At 33.5% G+C, this 20,028-nt stretch carries 13 protein-coding genes and 1 pseudogene; 6 read left to right on the forward strand and 8 right to left on the reverse strand.

The features are described 5' to 3' along the window. Positions 1-136: 136 nt before the first annotated feature. The 4 genes from ACZ9HT_RS09010 to ACZ9HT_RS09025 all read right to left on the reverse strand — a co-directional run bounded on the left by ACZ9HT_RS09010 (position 137) and on the right by ACZ9HT_RS09025 (position 4,045). Entirely contained in the window at positions 137-892 is a 756-nt protein-coding gene (locus ACZ9HT_RS09010; protein WP_476040148.1) for a hypothetical protein, read from the reverse strand. Positions 893-1,326: 434 nt separating this feature from the next. Then, positions 1,327-2,013 carry a phospholipase D-like domain-containing protein gene (locus ACZ9HT_RS09015; protein ID WP_476040149.1) on the reverse strand — a complete coding sequence of 229 codons (687 nt, stop codon included), beginning with the start codon at positions 2,011-2,013 and terminating at the stop codon, positions 1,327-1,329. An 18-nt stretch (positions 2,014-2,031) separates the two neighbouring features. After that, a complete protein-coding gene (locus ACZ9HT_RS09020; RefSeq protein WP_476040150.1) occupies positions 2,032-2,730 on the reverse strand; it encodes a response regulator transcription factor in 699 nt (232 codons plus the stop codon). Next, entirely contained in the window at positions 2,720-4,045 is a 1,326-nt protein-coding gene (locus ACZ9HT_RS09025; RefSeq protein ID WP_476040151.1) for a sensor histidine kinase, read from the reverse strand. The genes ACZ9HT_RS09020 and ACZ9HT_RS09025 overlap by 11 nt, the downstream gene beginning before the upstream one ends. 114 nt (positions 4,046-4,159) lie before the next feature. Between ACZ9HT_RS09025 and ACZ9HT_RS09030 the strand changes: the two genes are divergently transcribed. The 4 genes from ACZ9HT_RS09030 to ACZ9HT_RS09045 all read left to right on the forward strand — a co-directional run bounded on the left by ACZ9HT_RS09030 (position 4,160) and on the right by ACZ9HT_RS09045 (position 10,387). Then, complete coding sequence (locus ACZ9HT_RS09030; RefSeq protein ID WP_476040152.1) at positions 4,160-6,532, forward strand: outer membrane beta-barrel protein; 2,373 nt, start codon at positions 4,160-4,162, stop codon at positions 6,530-6,532. 211 nt (positions 6,533-6,743) lie between these two features. Beyond that, positions 6,744-6,992 (forward strand): aquaporin, encoded by a 249-nt coding sequence (locus ACZ9HT_RS09035; RefSeq protein WP_476040225.1) that lies wholly within the window; start codon positions 6,744-6,746, stop codon positions 6,990-6,992. Positions 6,993-7,188: 196 nt separating this feature from the next. Then, positions 7,189-7,719 carry a hypothetical protein gene (locus ACZ9HT_RS09040; RefSeq protein WP_476040153.1) on the forward strand — a complete coding sequence of 177 codons (531 nt, stop codon included), beginning with the start codon at positions 7,189-7,191 and terminating at the stop codon, positions 7,717-7,719. Between the two features lie 2,125 nt (positions 7,720-9,844). Beyond that, entirely contained in the window at positions 9,845-10,387 is a 543-nt protein-coding gene (locus tag ACZ9HT_RS09045; protein WP_476040154.1) for a DUF892 family protein, read from the forward strand. Between the two features lie 904 nt (positions 10,388-11,291). Here ACZ9HT_RS09045 and ACZ9HT_RS09050 read toward each other — a convergent pair. The 4 genes from ACZ9HT_RS09050 to ACZ9HT_RS09065 all read right to left on the reverse strand — a co-directional run bounded on the left by ACZ9HT_RS09050 (position 11,292) and on the right by ACZ9HT_RS09065 (position 18,358). Then, on the reverse strand, positions 11,292-12,875 hold the full coding sequence (locus ACZ9HT_RS09050) for a calcineurin-like phosphoesterase C-terminal domain-containing protein (RefSeq protein ID WP_476040155.1): 1,584 nt from the start codon (positions 12,873-12,875) through the stop codon (positions 11,292-11,294). Between the two features lie 18 nt (positions 12,876-12,893). Beyond that, positions 12,894-14,342, reverse strand: a complete 1,449-nt coding sequence (locus ACZ9HT_RS09055) for a SusD/RagB family nutrient-binding outer membrane lipoprotein (protein ID WP_476040156.1) — start codon at positions 14,340-14,342, stop codon at positions 12,894-12,896. A gap of 6 nt (positions 14,343-14,348) precedes the next feature. Beyond that, complete coding sequence (locus tag ACZ9HT_RS09060; protein ID WP_476040157.1) at positions 14,349-17,324, reverse strand: SusC/RagA family TonB-linked outer membrane protein; 2,976 nt, start codon at positions 17,322-17,324, stop codon at positions 14,349-14,351. Positions 17,325-17,611: 287 nt separating this feature from the next. Further along, complete coding sequence (locus ACZ9HT_RS09065) at positions 17,612-18,358, reverse strand: glycerophosphodiester phosphodiesterase family protein (protein WP_476040158.1); 747 nt, start codon at positions 18,356-18,358, stop codon at positions 17,612-17,614. A 1,141-nt stretch (positions 18,359-19,499) separates the two neighbouring features. Here ACZ9HT_RS09065 and ACZ9HT_RS09070 point away from each other — a divergent pair. Beyond that, positions 19,500-19,640, forward strand: a complete 141-nt coding sequence (locus ACZ9HT_RS09070; RefSeq protein ID WP_476040159.1) for a helix-turn-helix domain-containing protein — start codon at positions 19,500-19,502, stop codon at positions 19,638-19,640. A gap of 138 nt (positions 19,641-19,778) precedes the next feature. Continuing rightward, positions 19,779-20,027, forward strand: a pseudogene (locus ACZ9HT_RS09075) (HipA N-terminal domain-containing protein); the annotation flags it as partial. Between the last annotated feature and the right edge of the window lies 1 nt (position 20,028).

Genomic DNA, 20,028 nt, shown 5'->3' on the forward strand with positions numbered 1-20,028 from the left:
GTAAACATTGCTAAGATATTAAAAAATTAGAATCACAAAATAAATGATTGGGGAATACATAAAAATAAATGAACATTTTAAATAAAATTTAAGAATTTTTAATAATGCGAATTTAATAAAGTATGATTGTTGGAATTCACTCCACCAAACTCCCCTCTTCCCGCAAAATCATCTTCCCATTTTTGCGCACTTCTAAAGTAATTTCAGAATGTCCGATTTCCCCGATAATTCCGCGGTAAATTTCGTAAGTGTAAATGCCGTTGGTGAAAGCGATGGTGTGGTTTCCGCCGCTTCCCTGAAATTCCAAAATGCCGTTCTTCAAGATTAAATCGGGTTCTACAGATTCTTTCACACCCAGTTTCCAGGAAGCAAAACGATAAACGTCATTGGAAAGCTGATCGATGCGAAGGTGATAGGTTTTTGTATCAATGCGGTATTCGGGCCGGAGAAAAGTTTTTAGAGAAGGATGAACGCTGTCTTTTTCCGTTTGAATTAAAGTTGCCAGCCATTTTTTTTCAAAGGTACTTTCATAATTAATGGCAATAATTTTTCCGTCCTCACTGTTGATCCAGACCGTGCCGTTGGCCAGCATGATTCCGCGCCAACCGCCATCTGACCAATCTTCTACTTTGGAAGTGATAATATTCCGAAGCAAAGTTTCATCGAAAATTTCTGCGTACCGTTTTTTAAATTCTGCAGCATTTTTAATATCCGGAATTGGATAAGTCTGGTGCAGTGGATATTGAAATAGATCTGCAATCGCGTTGACATCCTTACTTTTAAAAACTGCTTGAAGATGGTTGATGTTTGCAATTTTATGATCTGCTAATTTTTCAGTCTGGGAAAAAGCGAAAGTGGAGATGAGGAGAAAAAGGAGGATTTTTATTTTCATGGGTGATTTTGTGAGCGATTGAGCTTGTGAAGAAGTAATTGAGTGGTTGAGTGGTTGAGTGATTGGGTGAATGGGTGAATGGGTGAATGGGTGAATGGGTGAATGGGTGAATGGGTGATGGGTGATGGGTGATGGGTGATGGGTGATGGGTGATGGGTGATGGGTGATGGGTGATGGGTGATGGGTGATGGGTGATGGGTGATGGGTGAATTTAAAAAAAAATATTTTGATAAAACTAAAAGCTCGATTTTAAACATGCAATTTCAAGCTTCCTGTTTTCATCTTTCTATATCTAACATAATGCTTTAAAATTCCAACTTTCAACTCCAACATCACGCTTTGAATTTCCATCTTCTTACAATCCCACGTATTCTTCAGACTTCCAGCTTTCCACCTCCAACAAGATGGTTCTAACTTCCAGCTTCCAACCTTCTTCAATACTCCGAAATCGGCAGCGGGCAATATTTCTTCCTTCCGCAATTGGTGCATTGGGAACCGTTCCAGACTTCATCGAACTGAGAAATGGCAGCTTCCGTTGATTCTGATTCATCGGTGAGAATTCCTGCTTCGAAGTTGCGGTTGTGTTCGCCTTTCATACCCATTCCGGCACCAGTGAGATTGGCAGAACCGATATACACTTCGCGGGAATCAAAAACAAAAATTTTAAAATGAACGCGCGGACAAAGCGCCTGCTCCAGATGTTTAGCAAGCAAAGGATATTTATCAAAATCCTCCCGAAAATTTGGGCCCGGATCTTTTGCATAAAGCAAACGGATCTCAACACCGCCCTTCAGCAGATCATTCAGCACACCCAAAAAAGGTTTCGTTGCGGAAAGTCCGTCCTTTACATAAGCATCCTTGATATCCGCCGTCCCGATCCAGAGACTGCGTTTTACCGTTTTGCACTTTTCCAGAACTTCGGTGTAGTGAGCTTTATTATGAATGTATCTGATCAAGATGATGTGGTGATTTGGTGATTTGGTGATGGGGTGATGGGATGATGGGATAATGGGATGATGGGATGATTTGCTGATGGGATGATGTGGCGATGTGATGATGTGGCGATGTGGGGATTTGGGGATGTGGTGAATGGGTGAATATAATATCTTGGAGAATTGCAATGATTACATGGCTTAAAGTTATCCTTTTTCTTTTACCGGGGGAATACTGATGTGAAAACCAATACCTCGTATCGATTCTATTTTAATGCTGTCATCATGCGCTAAATTTTTTCGTAATCTACTGATGAAAACATCCATACTTCTTCCCGTAAAATAATCGTTAGTTTCCCAGATTTCCTCTAATATTTCCTCTCTTTTAACCGTTTGGTTATTGAATTTTAAAAGATAAATCAAAAGATTCTTTTCCTTTAAAGTCAGGCGCACATCGCCCTTTCGATGATGGAGTACTAATTTATCCACATTTAAAATATAGTCGCCAATTTTAATTTCACTTTGAACCACTCCATTATTGGTCCGTTTTAGAATATTTCGAATTCGTAAGATCAATTCTTCAGGATCACAAGGCTTGGCAATATAATCATCTGCACCAATTTTCAAACCTGTAATTCGGTCAATTTTCTGGTTTTTTGCGGTTAAGAATATAATTGGGAAATGTGGCTTTTGTTTTAAAATCATTTTAGCCAAAGAAAAACCATCTAATTTCGGCATCATAATGTCTAAAATTGCAATATCAAAAGGGAAATCTGCTTCAATTTTTGCAACAATCTCTTCCGGATCCTGATACCAAAAAATATCGAAATCACTTAATTCTAAATAATGTTTAAGAATCGTTCCAAAATCAGAATCGTCTTCCGCCAAAAGTATTTTAGTTTTCATACGGCAGTTTTATGGTAAAAGTGCTTCCTTTATTCACTTCACTTCTTAAATTGATGGTTCCATTGTATTTTTTAACCAGCTTATTAATCAGAAAAAGTCCCAATCCCAAACCTTTTGTATTGTGAATATTGTCATGCTGAATTCTGTAAAATTTTTCAAAAATATTTTTCTGCTCTTTTTTCGCAATTCCTTTTCCATTGTCCTGCACTTCTATTTTTAAAAATTGCTCGGCTAAATCAATGAAAATTGAAACTCTGGAAGCGCCATATTTTATGCTGTTTTCAGACAAATTTCTCACCATCGTTTCCATGTCAGTTTTTGAGAAGGAAAGTGTTTTTACAATATTATTTTCAAATTTAAAGTCAATATTTGGATGCATGAATTTCAGATCTTTTAAAAAATAATTCCAGTCTTCGATAGAAATAGGGTGGCTTTTGAATTCATCATTTTCATCTTCATGAATTTGCTTCATTAAATTTTCTAAACGGGCAATCTGTCTTTCTACCAAGGGTAAATTTTCTTTGTTCCAATCTTTGTTTAAAGCCTTTGCGGCAATTTTTAAAGTGGCAATTGGTGTTTTAAATTCATGGGAAATATTATCTACAACGTTGTGCAGAACTTCCACCTGTTTTTGCTGTTTAATAAGATTCTTAACGGTTAGTATAAAAAGCCACAAAACCGATCCCAAAATAGAAACACACAAGAGAATAAGCAATATCAATTCCTTAAAAACGACTTCTTTAATGTTCAAGATTTCAAAACTAGTGGTGCTTTTTACATTAAAGTTATTTTCTTTCTTCAGGTTTTTATCATCCTGATCTGTCGTTACGGAAGAAGTTTCCCAATTTCCTGTGCTGACTGTTCCAGGTTTTAAAACTTTATTTTTTGTCTCGAAAATTGTGATGGGTTGATCGATTAAATTTACTTTTTCAGGTAAAGAAACAATGGATAAATATTGAATTTTTACAGCAATTACATAGCCTTCTTTTTTAAATTGACGTTCTATATATTGACTGAAATCCAGTTGAGATAATTTATTAGATTTTTCAAAGTAGTTCAGAAACTGTTTTTTACTTAATCTTTTATCCCTGTAAAGTGCGAAAATATTTTGGACAGCATCATCGTTCGTCACTTTTTTCAGTCTGTTTTTATCTTCCAGCTCATCCGTATAATCTTTCATACGATCAATAACAGATCTGTTGATCTCGCGCTCTTTTACCTGATACGTTTTGTACAGCAAATATCCCTGAATTCCCAAAAGAATAAGGAACAAAGTCGCAAATAAGACGATTAGATTTTTATTGTTTTTTAACATCAGACAAATATAAAATTTTATTGAAGGTGAAAAACACGTTAACCTCTCATTAACCTTTCGTTAACCGAGTTTCTAACAGTTTAAGCGCACTTTTACAGTATTAAAATCATCAAAATGAAAAAAATTCTCGTGGCTTTGTGTCTTCCTGTTCTGGCTTTTTCACAACAATTTAAAATTACGGGAAAAGTAATTAACGATAAAAACGAAAATATTCCGCAGACAAAAATTGAGGTTTTTGACCAAAAAAATAATCTGCTTAAAACTTTTAATACTGATGTAAACGGGAATTTTAATTTGGAAGGAATTACGGAGACGCAGGTGAAATTTGTAATTAATGATCTCGAATATAAAAAATTTGAGCAAGAAATTGATCTTTCGAAACCGGATCAAAACTTAAAAATTACTTTGTATAAAGACATTGCAGAAATTGAAGAAGTGGTAATGACGAAGCAAAAACCATTAATTAAAAGGAAAATTGACCGTCTGGAATTTAATGTAGAAAACAGCAATATTTCCATTTTAAACGCGTGGGAAATTTTAAAGAAAACGCCAGGCGTTGTTTTTTCTAACGACGGTTTCAAAATTAAAGGAAGTTCGGCAATTCTAGTCACCATTAATGACAAAAAAGTAATGTTGACCGGTGATGAACTAAAAAATTTACTGGAAAACACACAGGGAAATGACATTAAATCTGTAGAAGTCATTACAAATCCGCCCGCAAAATATGAAGCCTCCGGAAGTGCAGTTTTGAATATCGTGATGAAGAAAAATAATCTGGAAGGTTACCGCGGAACAGTGGTTACAAAATACATACAATCTCAATATGCAAAGGGTTTAACAGGAATATCACAATATTACAAAAAGGGAAAAATTTCTTTGATGGGAAGTTATTACCGCGGTTTTGGAAATTACTATCGCGAAGGAACCGATTACGTAAATTATGTGGAAGATAAAACAACGTGGATCAGTAAATTGGATAGAAAAGACACCAATAACACTCAAAATACAATCAATTTTAATGTGGATTATAAGATAGACAGTTTAACGAATGCGAGTTTGAATTATTCCGGATTTTTTAACCCGAAAAGTTTTGGAACTTATGATGTTCCGACGCATATCTTTAATGCTCAGGATGTAGAAGAATCCAATTACAGAACGATTAATGATCACAATTCCCGAAGTATCAATAACAGTTTAAGTTTTCAATTGGACCGAAAATTAAATGGTAAAAGTTCTTTGACCTGGGTGAACTACTTCGCCTCTAATAATCAAAAAAAATATCAAAATGTAGTCACCTATTTAGATTTTATTAATGAAGATCCGAAAACCAATAACTTTTTAAGCAACAATAAAAGCAATGTTCAATTGTATTCTACGCAACTGGATTACAACTGGAAAAACGAGAAATGGGAAGCTGAAGCCGGTTCGAAATACAGTTATGTAAAGACCAACAGCATTCTTGATTTTTCTGATAATGAAAACGGAATTCTGGAGCTACGACCTAAAAAAAGCAATATTTTTGATTACAAGGAATACAATTTTGCACTCTACAGCTCGCTCACTTATAATTTAAAAAAATGGAGTTTCAAAAGCGGTTTGCGTTTGGAAAAAACCGATCTGGAAGGTGTTGTTTCTGAGCCTTTTGAAGAAAATAAAAATAAGTACTGGAAAATTTTTCCGACTGCTTATGTTCAATATAGCACAGAAAATAACCATCAGTTTTCTTTGTCTTATGGAAAGCGGATCGACCGCCCATCGTATTCCTGGTTGAATCCTGCAAAATCATACTATAACTTATTCTCTTATTTTCAAGGCGATCCAAAACTGAAAGCAACGATCATTCATAATATTGATTTTTCTTATACTTTCAAAGAATGGAATGTGGATTTGTATTACCGAAAAGAAATCAATCCTTCTATGGAAATCTCTTACCAGGATCCGGCGACCAACAGCTTAATTTACCATTACACCAATATTGAGAAAGGACAAGCTTACGGAATAAGTATATACAAAAATTTCCAAATGAAGCCTTGGTGGACGGCTAGTTTTTCTGAAAGTTTAGAACACAACGAAAATTATTTTATTGGGGTTGATGATCTTTTGCGTAAAAATAAAGTCTGGAATTTTGACTCTACCATTTCCACAAGTTTCACTTTAAATAAAGCAAACGACTGGAAATTAGAAATTGGGAATAAATTTAATACGCCCTCTATTCAGGGAAATTTCGATATTTCCGGTTCAAGCAACACCTATGTCATAATGAACAGGAAATTCTTCAGTAAAAAATTAGATGCAAGTCTTTATTTAAATGATATTTTTAAAACAACGGATGAAAAAGTAAGTACGAAATATGCCAATCAGAATAATTATTTTCTGGATTACCGAGATACACGAAGTTTTACCATTACCTTGAAATATAATTTCGGAAATCAGTCTGTAAAAAATACGAAAGCGATTAAAGAAGCCGATGAGCAAGGCAGAATGTAACATTATAAATAGTAATATGTTTAATCCTAACACACAGAAATATAAAAAAAGATTGATAAAAATGATCAGGAATTTATAAGTTATTTTGAGCGGAATAAAAAGGATAAATCAAATTCTTTAAAGCTTTATTTATGTCGGAAGTACAGATACATTATCGGACTTTTTTCGATGTTAAAAAGATATACGATCTAATAACGCAGAAAAAACCTGCATAGTTAACAAAGACACTGATGAAAAAAGAGTTGTTATACATAATTGCGGATCTGCAGGATTAGCGATTGGATTTTCACTTGTTTTAATTCATATTGTTGGAATAAAAAATACTGGAGTTTCGGTAAATCCTTCGCGAAGTTTTGGCCCTGCAATATTTTCTGGCGGTAAGGTACTTTCGCAACTCTGGCTTTTTCTTCTGATGCCGGTACTCGGTGGAAAAGCAAAAATTTACATCTATAACTTTTAATTAAAAAAGTCGACAAAAATTTAACAGTATGCTTCCTGATGTTAATACAATTTTTTTGAGCTTAATAACTTAAAATAATGCAATTTTGTTGTGGGGACGAATATTTGTTAAATAATTTTTCACCACTATAATTTGACTAGAAAAGATAAACAAGATATAATCCTCTCTCACACCAAGAAAATCAAAAAATCCGATCATGAAAAAAATTTTAATAATTATCTCCATTTTTTCGCTAGCCTTAATAAGTGCTCAAATAAAAAATAATGAGGAAGTATTGGTTGAGCAAATCATGAATAAATACGATTATATAGCCACCAATTATGACCAAGATCTAAAAGGTTCTGTTTATTCCAGAGATCATAAAAAAATTTATATTGAGGGAAATGATCTTTACTTCATCTACAAAGTATATTATAAAGGTAATTACGATGTTACCAACAAAACCAAAATTGATCTGACGAAAATCAGCGTATTCCGGTTACAAAAAATGAATAAAAATTTTGCTTTTAATTATCAATTTCAGTGTAAAAAAGAGGTAGAATGTATAGAGAACACGATAATTAATATTGATGAAACCACGACCGTTGAAAATAAAGAGAAATTTGAAAGTCGTTTTATTCTAACATCGAAAGCGGATGAACTGGGTATTCGGTTTGCAAAAGCATTTAAAGGTTTATTATTTTCAAAAGGGAATACAGACTGTGACTTTATTTTAAACAATAAGTAATTCTTTTAATGTCCTAAATATGTATAAAATAGAAGTCTAATTAGCACTGCTTTATAAGACTTGAGATATTCTGCAAAAAAAATATTCATATTTAAAAGCTACTCAAAACTTGTCTAAAGGTTTATCCCATTTTCCTAAGGAAATAATTACTTCAAAAAGCATTTCGCAACCCCTTTTTTTTATTACCTCAATTTGTCATCATCGTCCTTTCTTACTAAACCAGATAGAACACTAACTGTAAGTTTGCATTGATAATGATTTAAATGTTAATAAATGTATATCTGAACCTTTAAACCTACAAGATGTTCAATAGCTTGTATAAATGATGAACAGGCTGTTTATGTTAAAATTCGGTGCGTACCTATTTTTTAATTCTTGGTACTCACCTACCTACTCACCTATGATTTGTATTATAATGATATATTTTGATACATCAGTAAAAACAAAAAAGCCTTTAAATACTACTATTTAAAGGCTTTTGATGCTTTTTAGTTCCGCTACTAGCGGAGAACTAGGGATCGTTATCAACTCTTTAAATACGTTTACAGACCGGATTTGAGATAGATTTTATAACACCTACTCACCTAATTACTCACCTTGAAAAATGTAGATTTTTGATTCGTTTTGGTAACTTCAAATTTAGTAAATAAATTTGTTTAAACAAAAAAAAAGTTTATTGTTAGATTCGTTCTTTATCCATTCAATAAACAAGATAATATTTTCATCACCTTTCCTTCGCACAAACTCATTAACTCAAAATTTCTATAGCTTCCCAATATAATTTTTTTCGTGCTAATAATCTAAATATTATGAAAACATCTTTCTCTTTATTATAGTCTATTTCTGTATGGTAAAATTCCCTATTTCAATCTACTTTTGCAAGCACACTTTTCATTTTCCCCGTCTCTCTCTAAATTTTCGCAGTAAATGATTCTTGAAAATATCTTTGATTTATGCTCCAGACAAAACTGAATTTCTACAATTTATATTCTTACTGTTGCAAGCACTTAGCTCTATCTTTGGATAATCATTATTAAACTTTGAATCTGAAAGTTTATCACCCCAAAATTATGATTGGTGCAGAAAAATAGTATTAAAGATCGAGACCCTATAAAAATGTAATATATCTTGCATATAATCAGAATTTTTTCGATTGTTTTCAAATATTTACACATAATATATTTGCTTTCACAAATATTATTCAGCAGTATTATATTCCTTCCTATGCGTACTTCTGGACCAACATAGACACCGCCAGATTTCCCGACGCCGCTTTTATCATAAGTTAATACAGTGATACCATTTTTTGATAAGAGCGGCGCCATCTTAACCATTCTTTTCTCCTGACCAGAACCGTGTATAAGAAATAAAGAAGCATATGGTTTTTTTGGTTTATAAATAGTTACTGAAAGATTGATTCATTCACTCATAATGTTCGCCTCTTTCATTATATAGTAAATTTTAAAAACTGAAACGATGCTTTTTTGAGAAAAAATATTAATGCTGAAAGAGCAAATAAATTAGAGTAAATATGATTTAATAATATTTAATTTAAATGATTTTGTTTGAAATTATAAGTCTACATAATATTTCATTTTAAAGGTAAGTACATTTCGCTAACTCATTAGAAACTATTTCTTTTTAATTATTGTATAAATCATTTCAATTCCTTCATCTGCAATTTGAATTCCTCTACTCAATTATCTTTTTGGTCCTTTCCTAGTTTTCATAAATTATAATACTGTATTGCGCATTTCTCGCAATTACGCAAAATCGATTATGTGACGTTTTTCTTTTCGTCATTTGATTTGTCATTATAAAATTTATTCGGTTTCATATGTAGAATATCATAGTCGATATCTAAAAATATTGTGAACGTTTTCAATACCTCATTTCCTAAAGTGTCTACATTTTTATCTTTAAGTAGTTTTTGTGCATTTTCGCAGCATGGGCTAGGAACAATTAGTATCAAATCAACTAGGTGCTAACATCTTAATATACCGAAGCAGCAATGTGTTCATCCATTTATTGTATGTTTAGTTCAAAGCGGCACACTATTAGTTATTATGTTAAATACAAATGATGATTGCAACTCCCTAAAAGTTTAAAATAGTTAAAAGTAATCATGGAAAGTTCAACTTCACTTCGCCGTTCTGACGGGCCAAATTTAAGTATAGCATCCAGCTCAAATTTACAGGTGATTTTTAACGAGACGTTGAAAGAACTTTATTTTGCGAAAGATGCCATTGACGCCCTGTTTCTTCAAATCCAAAGCAAAATCAGATCTCCAACGATTGATAACCTACTAAGGAATCATTACTGTCTCAATTTGAACCAAAAAAAGCGACTCGAAAAGGTATTTGTCCTTCAAAATATCGCATTAGAACCAAAAAAATGCATATTTGTTATTGCAATAATTGACCACGCACAAGATCATTTGAAAAGTTGTTTGCATGATCTGAGCGATTGGGAGATAGCGCTTCTTCTTACCGCCCATAAGTTGGCGCATTATAAGATCGCCTCTTATGGCGTTGCTACTCATTTGGCCATTAGCTTAAACCATACCAAAGAAGCTACCCTACTGGCTCTCAGTGTACAGGAAGAAGAAGAGTTTATTCAAAGATCGCTTGACGATGTGATAAATGAATATTTAAGCCCTCGTCTGTAAAAGCAACAGAATTTAGATCATTACGCACCCTGAACATGGCAATAACATAGAAAAGGATGCAAAATTAAGACTCCTGATATAATTACACCTTATTTCGCTCCACTGCCCACATTTGGCATAATGATAGGAAGTAGTTTTATAAAGAAAAACATTTTCATTTACTTGTCGGTAAAAATTATCTTACGGAACCATCTCAACCAAAATTGATGGTAGAAGAGTTGCGGAGTAATTATTCTTCTACTTGCATGCACTAATTTACAAATAATACGCTAACTATTAAATGGTTATATTGTTTTATTTCTGAATATCTACAAAAATATTTTAAGTATTTTTGATTGTGCAACAAGTACAGCGAGTATAAAAAATACCCATTTAAGTTTTTACCAAAGATTTGTGCGTATTTGTGAAGATCGTAAAATTTTTGGCAGTACACTTTCTAGCAAAAATTTTTGCTTTTTGTACAGTTTGTTTTCAAGTCCGCCGATACCCCATTCTTTTTGATAATTTTTTTCCAATGATTTAGCTTTTGGTAAATATTCCTAACTGCAAAAACAAAGGGTACTGATAATTCAATTTGTTGTGATTTGAAGAAGTAAATTGGATATTAATTAATGCGCACATTTCTGCTTGAGAATATCTAATCTATTACTAATCATTTGTTCATACTTCTCTTAGTTTTCAATCTGCAAAAACTTAAAATAATATGCTGCGGCAATATTTTTATTGCCATCCAGGCTCCTGCACATCGACTATTTTTAATTAATTTAATTGCACAATTTTTTGTTTTGTGATACTTAGAAAATAAATTGTCGTGTAACAAAAATAAATTTCTATTATTTGTATATTTTGTACCTCGCAAAAATTAAATATTGAATAATTTCAACATAAAATCTTAAATACTATTTCAAGGAATTACAACCGCATCTTGAACTTCAAAATCTTCCGACGAAACAAACTGTTTTCCGAACATATCAATAGCTTTGACCTCCACCTTGTGTTTACCTAAGCTAAGTTGACTGCCAAAATCTCCGATCCATAAATGTTTGGATGATTCTGGATTGGACGGTCTTCTGCCTGCAAAAAGTTTTTCGGTAGTATCCCATTTAAAAACCGAAAGCGCAAAATTGGGATCAATAGTTTCTGTGTATTTCATATCCTTCCAGTCCTTTCCGTCGATGCGGTATTGTACTTTATCTTTTTTATTTCCCATAAAAAAATTAGCCACTATTTTCGCCGATGTTCTCGAGGGAAATGGGATTACTTTGGGAAGGTAAAGTTTTATTTGATAATCATCAGGTTCACCGGCAGTTTTATATTTAATCTGATACTGATTATCTTTAAAACTAATAAAAGAATATCCCTTTGCAGTACCGTCTCTCATGGTAGAAATAGGAAGTCCTTTATCATCTGCGGTACCGGACCACCAATCTCCACATGTTGTTCCTGCATTGTATTCATGCAAATCTTTGGAACCGTTCCAACCATCGCCTTTTCCGTAGAAAATCTGCTGCTGAATATGTGTGTGTGCCGAAAGGATAAGCGCGTTGGCAAAAGGCGAAAGAAAATTAAAAAGCTTCTGACGGTCTGAATTTCTAAAATTATCTTCCTTATTGTGATCTAAAGGAATATGCATGGAAACAACAACCAATTTATTTTTATCTACTAATTTTAGATCATTTTCTACAAACTGCAGCTGGTCTTCGCGAAAACCGCCCCAATAACTTTTTCCACCTCTTGGATCGGGGTACAAAATATCATCAAGAATGATAAAATGAACGTTTCCGTAGTTGAACGAATAATTGGCTGGGCCGAAATTTTCTTCAAAAGTTTCATCCGAAAACTGATCTTCTTTTGCGTCAAAATTCATATCATGATTTCCCATGACATTGTACCAGGGAAGCCCTATTTCTTTGATCACTGTTTTATACGGTTTTTGCAGCTCCAGTTCATTCCACACCAAATCTCCCAGACTGATTCCGAAGATTGCTTTATTCTTCGTGTTTTTCACTTCATTAACGATGCTTCTTTTGAAATAATCTAACTCAACTTCGGTTCTTGGTTGAGGATCTCCAAATACGAGGATATCAAAATTTTTCTCCTCCGCATTTTTTTTCAGTGCAAAATTGATTTCTTTAGGAAGAACTCCGGTAGGTGAAGTTCCTTTATATTTAAAATCTGCGGGAGAACCTTTTGGCTTGTACTGGTAATAATATTTTGGTAGATTTTCATTATTCATGGCTACCTGATAACCTTTTGGCTTGATGACAAAAATGGTTTGGTTTTCTTGAATTGGCAGACTGTATCTTCCGTTTTTATCTGTAAGCATCACTTGGACTCCGTTGGAAACGGCTACATTTCCAATTCCTTTTTCGCGATTTTCTTTCAGTTGATTATTGTTGGCATCTTCATAAATAAATCCCGAAATCGAAGTTTGAGCATAGGATGTTGCCGAGATCAATAAGGACGCTGCTATTATTTTAATATTCATTATTTATAAATTTAAATGTTATTTGTTCCACCACATTTTAGTATTGATATTATCGCCACCCATATTTTGCGATGCGGCTGCATAATTATCATAATTCTGAATTTTTGTAGAGCTCGGATACAGCATTCTCTGTGGCATTTTCCCCTCATTTAAGAGTCCGCCATTATTTGGCATAACAGGGAACCCGGTTCTTCGCTGCTCGTACCACTGCTGCTGATCAACAAAAAATAATCCCACATATTTTTGAAGCATAATGCGTTCTAAAGTTCCATCATACGAAACATTGGTATTCGCAAAATAATTAGCAGGAACTACACTTCCCCATTGTTCTATGGCAGATTTTATACCGTTCTCATAATACGTTTTCGCACTTCCGGCTATAACCCCTTTCAAAGAAAGTTCTGCAAGTATAAACTGTAGTTCTGTGTAAGGCAATACTAAGATTCTTAAAGGTGCTTTTGCTAAATTCTGATTAAGATTAGAGGGTTGATAATTAAATGAAGTTCCCAATGCATATCCAGATGGAGCACCTTTGTAGCCAATATTTGCATTTGCAGGAATACTTTTAGCTTGGGTGAAAAATTTGCTTAACCGGGGATCATTATTATTAACTAAAGTTTGAGTGAAAAATTCGCCACTTGCTCTGTAAGCAGTAAAATCCTGAGGTCTTGCAACCGGCGGAAGCAAAGGCGCAACTCCAGAAATATCGATTCCTGCACCATCAGCATTACTCTGAAATATAGGATATACCGCTGGATCATTTACTATTTCCGTTATTCTGGCATGTACATTTACTTCACCATTCCTACTCAAAATTCTGGTAAGAAGTCTGAGAGAAAGAGAATTACAGAATTTTTTCCATTTTACAATACCTTCTACACTTGAGTTTGCCTGATAAAATAAATCTCCTTCGGGCAGTGTTTTCGTAGGATCAAAAAGTGAGTTGGCCGCTTTTAAATCGTCTAAAAGAGAAACATAAATATCTTTCTGAGAATCGTATTTTGGCTTTAGCGTATTTCCTTCCAAATCCAAAGCTTCAGACATGGGAACATCTCCGAAAGAATCTGTTAAATTGGCATAAATCCAAGCATTTAGAACCTTGGAAATCGCTATATAATTGGGATTATTTTCAGCTACAGCAGCCTGATTGAGTTCCTTAATTTGTTTCAGCCATCTGTATGAAGTGTTCCAGTAACCGTTTCCGGTGCTTTCTGTTAAATAATATCTGCTGACGGTATTTCCTTCACTAGGAAAATCCAATGCTACCTGCATAATATCAAAAGTAAAATCATCGGATCTGTTGTAGCCATAAGATGCCATTTCATATTGTATAGGTATCAAAAAACTACCCGCAGATGGCTTCTTAATTTTGCTCGTGTCTGTATTAATTTCTTCAAAAGATCTGTCGCAAGAAGTAAAAGCTACAAGGGACAGTAATAGAGCTGTATTTAAAAGTATTTTTTTCATAGTATTTTAGAATTTTAAATTTACCTGGAAACCAAAAGTTCTGGCGGATGGTAATTGCCCAATCTCTGCTCCAGGTGTAATTGTAGCATCATTTAGAGCGGCAACTTCCGGATCAAATAATGGAAAATCTGTCCACATCCAAAGGTTTTTACCAAAAACAGCAAGTGTAAGTTCTGTTAGTTTTAAAGGAGTTATGATCTTTGTTGAAAAAGAGTAGGCTATTCTTGCATCTCTCAATTTTACAAAGGAGGTGTCGAAGGTGTTTGTTTCTATATTGGCTCGTCTGTAGTAATCTCCGTAGTACGATGATATACTAACGGCAGTAGTATTTGGGCTGAAAGAACCATCAGCATTTTGTACTACACCTTGCCCCACTATGGTTCCGGTGGGATTGTCTCTACCGACTAGTGTTTTTGTTAATTTACCCTGTTCAGACATTTTGTGGTGTGTCTGCGAATAGGCCATTCCGCCATACTGTCCGTCGAAAGAAAAACTTACCGTAATATTTTTTATTTTGAAATCATTTTGAATTCCTGCTCTCCATTTTGGGAAGGCATTTCCTACTTTCTCAATTTTGTCTGGTCTTGCAGGTAATCCGTTTGTTCCGTAAATGACTTCACTGTTTGCATTTCTTAGAAGTTTAAACCCATAAAGATCTCCCAAAGAACCCCCAACTACTGCATTATAATAAAGCACTCCTCCTACTGTAGAAATGGTATAGCCATCCTCTCCAGCATATTCTTCAGGAAGAGACAAAATTTCATTTCTGTTTAATGACCAGTTTGCGCCTACATTCCAACTAAAGTTTTTAGATTTTATAGGAAAACCATTTAAACTCATTTCTATACCTCGATTCCGGGCTTTACCTGCATTGATAATACGACTTGTGTAGCCTGATTCTATGGGTGTTGTTACAGGTATGATTTGATTTTCAGTGTCATTCTGATATAATGTAAAGTTATAAGAAAGCCTGTTCTTAAAAAAAGAAAAATCCATTCCTGTTTCTATATTGGTGTTTTTTTCAGATTTTAGATTTGGGTTTGCATAGATAGAAGGATTAATTACCGATCCTACAAAATCACTTGGTGTGTAGTATTTTTCGAGCTGATAAGGAAGTCCTGACACGCCTACTTTCGCCCATGAAGCTCGAAGCTTCCAGTAATTAAATTTCGACGAGGATAGTTTAAATATATCCGAAAGTATAAAACTTGTACTTGCTGATGGATAAAAGAAAGAGCGATTGTCTTTCGAAAGGGTGCTACTCCAGTCATTTCGTCCAGTCACATCTAAAAAAACTTTGTTGTCATAATTAGCAGTTATCAATCCATATACACTATTGGTCTGCTGATCATTCGGTCGTGGGACTCTGGTTAAAAGAGAAATTGCATTGTTCAAGGTGTAATCTCCCGCTACTTTCAAACCTTCTGCGCGGTAATCATTCATAACATATTGATTATAACGAATACTTCCACCAGCATTGGCGCTGAAGTTTATTTTATTAAAATCTTTTTTATAGGTAAATAAAATGTCATTGTTAAATTCATTATTTTTTATATACTGCTCGCGATAAAATCCTTTTAAATAGTTGGCAGAACTGTATGGTCTTTTGGTGGTTCTTTCTTCATTCAAAATTTCAATTCCTGATCTCAGCATCACATTAAAATCCTTCGTGAATTGGTAATTAGCCATAATATTCCCCGTGATCAATTTTTTGTCTACGCCATTTAGCATCTTGTAGGCAATGAGATATGGATTATCAATAAAACTACTGAATGGATGTATTTGATCAAGATCTTCCTTTCCATTTTTCCAGATCGGTTTGTACCAGGCTAAATCTACATTTGGATTTTGAAAAATCATGAAATATGAAATAGATTGATTATTATAACCTGTTGCCGGCAGATTATCGCTCTTTGTATCGGCGTAATTAAATTTGGTTGACACTCTTAATTTTGAACTAAGTTTATGATCAACAGAAAAAGCAAAGTTGAAACGATTGAAGCCCGTATTTGGCATCATCCATTCATTATCCAGATACGTAAGAGATGTTCTGAAATTTGTATTTTCATTTGAGCTTTCGATAGAAACAGTGTTAGAACTGGTAGTTCCGACTTGCCAAAAACCTTTTATATTATCTTCATACGGTCTCCACAACTGCCTTTCCTTACTTTGTCCCTCTACGGTAGGATCATACTGAAAATAACTCTGCCCATTAAATTTTGGGCCGTACGCACTGCTTGTCGATCCTGTATTTACACCATCAGGTGAAGCTCCATAAGAATAGAAAAATTCTCCGGCACTGTTTTTCGCCAGTGTTCCTTGTCCATATTCGTATTGATAATCTGGCCATTTCAATACAGAATCAAAGCTTAAAGAGGAATTAAAGGAAACGCGAATTTTGCCATCTTTTCCTTTTCCTGATTTTGTAGTGATCATTAATGCCCCATTTGCAGCTCTCGAACCATAAAGCGCCGCTGCAGATGCGCCTTTCAAAACAGTAACAGATTCTATATCATCTGGATTGATGCTGTTAAGTCCATTTCCCAAATCAATTGGCACATCTCCGCCTGTTCCTGCACCGTAAGCTGCTGTTCCTGTACCGGTAGTAGAATTACTGAGTGGAACTCCATCTACAACTATAAGTGCGTAGTTACCATTTAAACTAAAAGATTTTTCACCTCTCAGGGTAATTCGGGACGAACTAAGAGGTCCGGCTCCTGCTGTCTGAATTTTCAAACCGGCAACTTTCCCTTCGAGACCCTGCGCCCAGTTATTATTCTGAGTATTTTCAAATAATTCGCCATCTACTTTTTCAGCAACATAACCAAGAGATTTGTCCTGTCGTTTAATTCCCAGCGCTGTTACAACAACCCCTTCAATATCTTGGATAGTATCTTTTTTTACTGTTTGCTGAGCGGTCAAATTTAAATTGACTAAACCTAAAACAGATAATACTAAAATCTTATGAGTCTCTTTACGCATGTTTTATTTTTTGTTCATGCAAAACTATACAGACTATCCCCGAATGATTTAAACAGAACCTTAACATTTCCTTAAGAATTCTTAAACATAATATTAACTCAATTTTAACATAACTCATAGTGATCTGTAAAACAGTATTAAAAGGTAGTTAACATATTTTTAATGTGAGAAAGGAAGTTATTAAAACGAAAATGTAGAGTGCGTTTTTTGTGAAATATAATCTTAACAAAAAACCTGTCTAGTGAGACAGGTTAAAAAGAAGTAATAAACATCAAAGACTTTAAGTCCTAATGATTTTTAAGTTGATCCGGAATGTTAGTAGTAACAAAATCTATATTCTGAAATTTCAGTTTTTGAAAAATCTCGATATTGTTCACCGTCCATGAATTTGTAATTAATCGCAGCGCTTTTGCGTCAGCTATCCAAGTTGGGTTTTTCTCGAAAATACTATAATGATAATCAATCCCGTCTAAGCCTGCATTTTCAATTTCTGCAGGTGACAGGTCGCCATTTAAATACTGAACTTTAAATTTTGGTTCTATTTTTTTAATCTCTTTACAAATATTAAGACTAAATGAAATAAATTCGCTTTGATCCGATAATTTTATTTTATTAATCATGTTAATTGTTTTCTCCACAATCTCATTTTCTAATTCTATAGATGAAGCAGGTTTTATTTCAACAATTAATTTTAATTTAGAATCTTTTTTACCTTGTTTGAGATAATCTTTCAACAGAGGAAAATCCTCTCCGTTGGAAAGTTTTACTTTTGCCAACTCTTTTAAAGCAGTTTGCTCAATTATCATGTTGCCATGATGCTCATCATGATTGACGACCAAAAATCCATCTTTCGTCATTCTGACATCGAATTCAGATCCATAAATTTTTAATTTCTGGGCATTTTTCAAAGATTGTAAAGAGTTTTCTGTTGTTAGAGTTTTCGTCTGCCAATAGCCTCTGTGAGCAATAATTTTAGTTTGTGCATTCATTCCTACAACACTTAAAATAACTAAACCAAAAATAATTTTCTTCATAATAAATATAAATTTTACTTAATTGATTGTTGTTCAAATAATTGTAAAAAACAATAATTGTAAAAGTAAAAAGACCTTTCGAGCTGAACCAAAATTCTTATTTAACAATTTTTGAACATAATGTTAAATTTTATTATTATTAAAGAAGTTATAAAAACAGATCAATATTCGTAATATTTTTCTTTTTTATTTCTTTAAACTCTTGAATGACAAAGCAAGCTGAAGTTCTATTTAAAAAAAATATTTCGTTAACGTTTTTTTTTAAAACAGTACTGTGATTTGCAATTTTTATAAAAAGTTAGTTCCTTGTAGTCATGGTCGGAAGAAATTTCGACCATTTTTTATGTTGTGAAAACGTTAGATGTATCACCTCCGGAAAACACTATAAGAATATCGGTTATCATCTCTCGTAATTTCATTGAAATACGTTTTTTAGATCAATAAAATAATTGCTGCAATCATCGTCATATAAATCATTACCCCGAATCCGTTTTCGTTAAGTTAAACTAATAGACTTAGTTTGATTTCCTACTTCGACAACTTGAAAAACATTTCGATAGTAATCTGCCATTCCTTTGACTGCAAGCTCAAATTTAATTGTCAATTAACCAACTAGGATCGCTATCAACTCTTTAAATACGTTTACAGACAGGACTTGAGATTGATTTTGTAAAAGCTACTCACCTAATTACTCACCTTGAAAAATGTAGATTTTTGATTCGTTTTGGTAACTTCAAATTTAGCAAATAAATTAGGTGAAACAAAAAAAAGTTTATTGTTAGATTCGTTCTTTATCCATTCAATAAACTAGATAATATTTCATCACTTTTCTTGTACATAAACTCAAAAATATCTATAACCCCCTCCTTAACCTAGTGTTATAAGCAGGTGCACATTGATTCCAAGTAGTTGAAGGTAATCATGTCAAACAGATCCTTCTTTTAATGCTTTTAAACCTCTGTTATACTAAATAGCACGTTTATTTGACGATCTAAATTAGCAAAAACAAAAGTGCTCAAAAACACACTTTAGCACTGAAATTATTTTACGTATTCATATTTACAATTTAAAGTGCACTAAATAGCACTATTTTCATAGTATACTAAAAAATTCTTCATATATCTGTATAAAAGTGCATTATATGGCACCACTGACATTAGTTGAACAAATTAAAGAACGCAGGCGAATTTTGGATGTTACGCAGGAAACATTATCAGAAGTTTCCGGCGTAGGGTTGAGAACAGTCAAACAATTCGAAAGTGGAAGGAAATCCCACGCTTGAAACAATACAAAAAATTGGAGATGCTTTAGGCATGGAAATAAAATTTCAAATTAAAAAAACTGAATAATGAGGGCAGCTAATGTTTTATATAAAGGCGATTCTGCGGGAATTCTAACATAAAAAGATAATGGTAGTTTTCATTTTAAATACAATGGAGATTGGATTTCTAATCCGTTAAAACCAGCAATCAGCCTAACATTGCCAAAAAGTCAAGATGAATTCTATTCAGAAACTTTACTTCCTTTTTTTTATCACCTTCTACCCGAAGGTGCCAACAAACGAATGGTCTGCAGAACTTTTGAAATTGATAAAGATGATGAGTTTGGAATTTTGCTGCATACTTCTAAAATCGATACTTTTGGAGCAATAACCCTACAAAGAATCTAAC

This window comes from Chryseobacterium sp. UYP7 (genome assembly GCF_056279225.1).